6 protein-coding genes are annotated in these 4538 nt (G+C 71.5%); 4 read left to right on the top strand and 2 right to left on the bottom strand.

What is annotated here, in order from left to right; all coding sequences use genetic code 11:
* Positions 1-448, top strand: a 448-nt coding sequence (locus KBX53_RS23495; protein ID WP_247676102.1) for a PadR family transcriptional regulator, incomplete at its 5' end; no start/stop codon positions are given.
* Positions 445-1398 carry a hypothetical protein gene (locus KBX53_RS23490; protein WP_210861674.1) on the top strand — a complete coding sequence of 318 codons (954 nt, stop codon included), beginning with the start codon at positions 445-447 and terminating at the stop codon, positions 1396-1398. The genes KBX53_RS23495 and KBX53_RS23490, both read left to right, overlap by 4 nt.
* Positions 1399-1421: 23 nt before the next feature.
* On the opposite strand, the gene KBX53_RS23485 is transcribed toward KBX53_RS23490, so the two are convergent.
* The gene (locus tag KBX53_RS23485; protein WP_210861673.1) at positions 1422-2015 is read right to left on the bottom strand and encodes an alpha/beta fold hydrolase; all 594 of its coding nucleotides are present in this window, start codon (positions 2013-2015) and stop codon (positions 1422-1424) included.
* Positions 2016-2110: 95 nt separating this feature from the next.
* Here KBX53_RS23485 and KBX53_RS23480 point away from each other — a divergent pair, with 95 nt between their 5' ends.
* Together KBX53_RS23480 and KBX53_RS23475 are read left to right on the top strand one after the other, a co-directional pair.
* On the top strand, positions 2111-2719 hold the full coding sequence (locus tag KBX53_RS23480) for a VanZ family protein (RefSeq protein WP_210861672.1): 609 nt from the start codon (positions 2111-2113) through the stop codon (positions 2717-2719).
* Complete coding sequence (locus KBX53_RS23475) at positions 2716-3669, top strand: hypothetical protein (protein ID WP_210861671.1); 954 nt, start codon at positions 2716-2718, stop codon at positions 3667-3669. Before KBX53_RS23480 ends, KBX53_RS23475 begins: the two co-directional genes overlap by 4 nt.
* Before the next feature lie 19 nt (positions 3670-3688).
* On the opposite strand, the gene KBX53_RS23470 is transcribed toward KBX53_RS23475, so the two are convergent.
* Entirely contained in the window at positions 3689-4462 is a 774-nt protein-coding gene (locus tag KBX53_RS23470; RefSeq protein ID WP_210861670.1) for a MerR family transcriptional regulator, read from the bottom strand.
* Positions 4463-4538: the final 76 nt, after the last annotated feature.

Raw genomic sequence — 4538 nt, 5'->3', positions numbered from 1 at the left:
GGTCGCGCCGCCCCCCCAAACGCAGCCGGGGGCGGCACGACCGGCGACGTCCCACATCGGCATCGTTGCTTTATATATCGCGGTGCGATATATATCGTGCATGGACCTCAGTGAGCAGACGTTCCTGATCCTCTCCGCCCTCGCCGACCAACCCCGGCACGGCTACGCCGTGGTGACGGAGGTCGACCAGATGACCGACGGCAGGATCCGGTTACGCGCCGGCACCCTCTACGGAGCCCTTGACCGCCTCGTCGCCCAGGGGCTGATCGCCCCCGACCACGACGAGGTGGAGAAGGGTCGGCTGCGACGTTTCTACAAACTGACCGACGCGGGGGCAGACGCCATCCGTGCCGAGAGCCAGCGGATGGCCGGAGCGGTCCGGCTCGCCGAGGAGCGCCTCAGCAAGCGTGCCGCCCGCAACACTCCGCGCCTCGGGACCACCGGATGAACCCGGGCAGGAGCAGTCTGGAGCGACGATATCGACGGCTGCTGCGGCTGCTGCCAGCCGCGCACCGCACCGCCCGCGGCGAGGAACTGCTCGGACTGCTGCTGGACCTCGACCACGGCCGCCGGCACCCGAGCTGGCACGAGACGCTGCACATCGTCGCCCTGGCGATCCGACTGAGACTCACCACGCCCGTCACCACCACGGCCCTCACCACTGGCCTCAGTGCCCTGCTCGTCGCCGCCGGCACCCAGCCCGCCGGTCAGACCCTGGACCTGTTCACCGGCGCCGTCCTCGCCACCGACATGCCGGCCATCATCGCCGGCTGGCCACAGACAGTCGGTCTCGGCCTGCTGCCCCTCGCACCGCTGATCGCCTGGCTGTGCGGCGCGGCCCGGACCGCCCTCACCGTACAGGCGATATTCCTGACGGCCACCGTCGGTTGGTTCGTCGTCGATGCTCGCAACGGCGGCGCCATGGGCACGAACCTCGGCCAACAGCTCTTCACCACCGCCGTACCGGTCTCGATCCTCGTCCTGCTCGTGATCGCCGCCCGCGAGCGGTGGACCGCGCCCCGGCCGCGCCTGTTCTGGTGGGCCCTCGTCCCGCTCGGGATCCTCGCCTGGAAAGGCACCGGAGCATGGGGACGCCACGGCGTCTACGTTCTCGACGCCGTGCCAACGGTCCTGGGGATCCTCGCCGCCGCCACCGCCGCTGTCGTCGCCGCCTTCGCGGTCCGCCGCCATCGGCCCGCCGTCATCGTCGGCGTCGGACTCACCGGCTTCCTGGCCGGGTGGCTCATCCCCGACCCGCTTCTCGTCAACACGGCGATGCGGCACTTCGACGGTCAGCCGCTACCACTGGCAATCCTCATCACGGTGATCGCCGCCATTGTTACCGGCATCGATCGCCTCACCCGCCGCCACCAGCCCGAGGTGCGGTTGAACCCGTGATGCGCTGAGCACCAGCTTCGGGTTCAGACGAGCGGCGACCGCGGCGGAACACGGTCCGCTGCGGTCGCCGGACCGCGCCGGATCACCGCAGCCACCTCGCGCAGGTCATCGTTGAGCTGGTGATCGCGCTCCGGCAGCCGGTGCAGACGCGCCTGCGGGATGACGTCGGCGTACCGGTCGGCGTGCGACGGTGGCGCCGTGTCGTCCCGGAGGCCGTGGAACACGTGCACCGGCACCTCGCGCGGCAGCCTCGCGCCGAGGTCGGGCGGCAACTCGAACTCGTCGGCGGCCCAGCCGCCGGTGCCGACGAACGGGGCGGCGATCAGCACGATCGCGCCGAGCACCCGCTGCGGTGGCTGCTCGGCGAGGGTGTGGACGAGGATCGTCCCGCCCACCGAGTGGCCCACGACGACCGCCCCGTCGGCCAGCGCCGCGGTCTCCCGCCGGATGGCCGCGCTCCAGGTGGCGTAGCTCGGGTCGTCCTCGTCGGGCATCCGCGGATAGCGGACCTCGTACCCGTCCCCGAGCTCACGGCGCAGGCTGTCCACCAGCCGGTTGTCCCACTCGTCGTGTACGCCGGCACCGGCTCCCTGGATCACCAGGATCTGCGTCCCCATGCCGCTGTTGTCCCCGACCCACGGGTGTCACAAACGGGCGAACGCGCGCCGCCCGGTCCGGGTAGGTTTCGGGGCCGGGCGAGAGGCGGGGGCGCGTGGTCAAGGGTTGGCACGGTTGGCTCGGCACGATCAACGGCGTCGTCCTCATCACGGTGCTCCTGCTGCCGTTGGCCGCGCTGACGGTGTGGGCGGTGGCGCGCCGCCGACGTGCCGCCGGCATCACCTCGGCGTGGCGGACGTCGCTGGCCGACGTCGGCATCGTCTACGGCACGGTGCCGTGGGTCTGGATGATCATGTTGCCGGGCGACCAGGCCGGTGTGGTGTCCGGCCGGGTGGCCCTGGTGCCGCTACGCGACCTGCTCACGATCTTTTCCGACGGGGGCCCGCTGACGGCGACGGTCCAGGTCGTCGGCAATCTGCTGGTCTTCGTTTCGGTGGGGTTCTTCGCCCCGCTGCGGTTCCGGGCGCTGGCGTCGGTACCGCGAATCCTGGCCCTCGCAGCCGGCTCCTCCATCCTGGTCGAGACCGCCCAGTACGTCCTGCGGCTCGACCGGGTGTCGTCGGTGGACGACGTCCTGCTCAACGCCGCCGGCGCCGGACTGGCGGCGTGGGCGTCCCGCCGGTGGTGGCGAGCCGCGCCGGATGCGTCAACGGATCGCCGACCTCACAAGCGCGGCCGCCACCCGGCTACCATCCGCTGGTGATCGAGGAACTGATCGGCAGAGCGGCGGACGGGGACGACGACGCGATCGAGGAGTTGACCGGGATCGGTGCCGCCGATCCGCTGAGACTGTCGCCGTACCACGCAAGTCTGCTCGACCTCGATCTGCTGTGGCCGGCGACGTTGTACCGGGCGGCGAACGCCGACGTGGTCAGCCGGGTCATCGAGCAGATCGACGGCGGGCGGACGCCGGACCAGCTCAACCACCTGCTCCTCATCCTGGCCCACAGCGGGCACCCGCTCGCCGAGCGTGCCCTGCGTCGCTGGTCGACGCAGCCGCCAGCCGGTGCGGACGACCTGCACGTCGGCGTGCTGAGCTATGCCCTCGAGGGCGGTTGGACGATCGGGCCGGACGGCAACCGCCGGGACCTGTGCGCCGACCTCGCGTACCGGTGGGTCATGCGGGACGGGCCCGCGCCAGCCGACCGACCCGCCTGCCCCTGGTGCACGTCACCCCTCTGGGTCGCCGCCGACCTTGACACCACCGACCCCACGATCCGCGCCGCGCTGGCACATACCGGCTGGTCCGGCCGCCTGGTCATCGAGACCTGCCACTTCTGCGCCTGCTACACGACGTTGTACAGCCGGGTCACGCCGGCCGGCACCACCGACTGGTGGGCTGACAACATCCGTCCGAGCTACCTGGGCGGTGACGTCGGGCCGGAGGACCCGCCGACGCTGCTCCCGGTTCCGGGGCCGGCCCTGGCGAGCCCGTACCAGGCCAGCGCCTGGAACGAGGGTGGCTCGACGGTGGGTGGTCGGCCCGACTGGATCCAGGACGCCGAGCACCCCGACTGCCCCGGCTGCGGCGAGCCGATGGACTACCTGGGCCTGATCGGGGGTGCCGACCTGGACGAGGTCGGCGAGGGCGCCTACTACCTGCACCTGCACCAGCCGTGCGGGTTCGCCGCGGTGAACTACCAGCAGAGCTGACCGCGGTTGCTGGCGATGGTCAGTCGGGGGACGCCGGCAGCCGCTCCAACCTGGCCAGCCCGGCCCAACCCCGTTCCCGGACGAAATCCAGCAGGCGTTGCAACCGCGGGTCGGCCTCGACGGCGAGCGCGTCCAGCAGGTCGAACGGCAGATCGTCCTGCCCCACCTCGCCGAGGTCGATCTCGCCGGAGGCGTACGCCTGCTCGGCCAGGCCGGCGATGAGGTCGGCGGCTTCCTCCAGGCGCGCGTCGTCGCCCGCGTCGCTGTCGAAGACCCCGGACAGGATCTGGTACAGCCGAACGACCTGCGGGTCATCCAGCTGCGCGATCTTGCCGGGCATCCAGTCGCCGACGGGCCAACGGGCCGACATCAGGATCCAGCCGTCCCGCTCGCCCGCCACCACCCGCTCCGAGGCCCCGATCTCCCGGAGCCGGTCGAGATAGGCGATCACCTGCGGCGGGAGTGCCAGCCGGTCCCCGGCGGCGAGTTGCGCGATCTGCTGACGGCTGGCCTCCAGTCGGGCGATCTCGTCGCCCAACTGCCTGTCGATGTCAGCGACCGCGGCGGCGAAGGTCGGCGCGTCGGCCTCCAACATCTGACCGATCTGGGACAGCGGCACCCCGGCGTTGGCGAGGATCCGAATCCGGATGAGGGACACCGCCGCCGTGGCGCCGTACCGCCGGTAGCCCGAGGCGTCCCGCTCGGGCTCCGGCAGCAACCCGATCTGGTGGTAGTGGCGCACCGCCCGCACCGTGACGCCGGCGTACGCCGCCAGTTGGCTGATCGTCAACATGCACTGATCCTGCCTTGCGAGTCGTCCGGCCCCACCAGAATCCGCATCAGGAGATCTTGCGGCGGTAGGTCAGGTT

The organism is Micromonospora sp. M51, assembly GCF_018070305.1.
Taxonomy (GTDB): Bacteria; Actinomycetota; Actinomycetes; order Mycobacteriales; family Micromonosporaceae; genus Micromonospora; species Micromonospora parva.
Note: the sequence above shows the minus strand (reverse complement) of the source record. Positions and strands in the feature narration are given on the sequence as shown.

What these genes read in the sequence shown, in the direction of transcription:
- KBX53_RS23490 (WP_210861674.1), top strand. Translation starts at nt 445, where the DNA reads ATGAACCCGGGCAGGAGCAGTCTGGAGCGACGATATCGACGGCTGCTG.
- KBX53_RS23485 (WP_210861673.1), bottom strand. Translation starts at nt 2,015, where the DNA reads ATGGGGACGCAGATCCTGGTGATCCAGGGAGCCGGTGCCGGCGTACAC.
- KBX53_RS23470 (WP_210861670.1), bottom strand. Translation starts at nt 4,462, where the DNA reads ATGTTGACGATCAGCCAACTGGCGGCGTACGCCGGCGTCACGGTGCGG.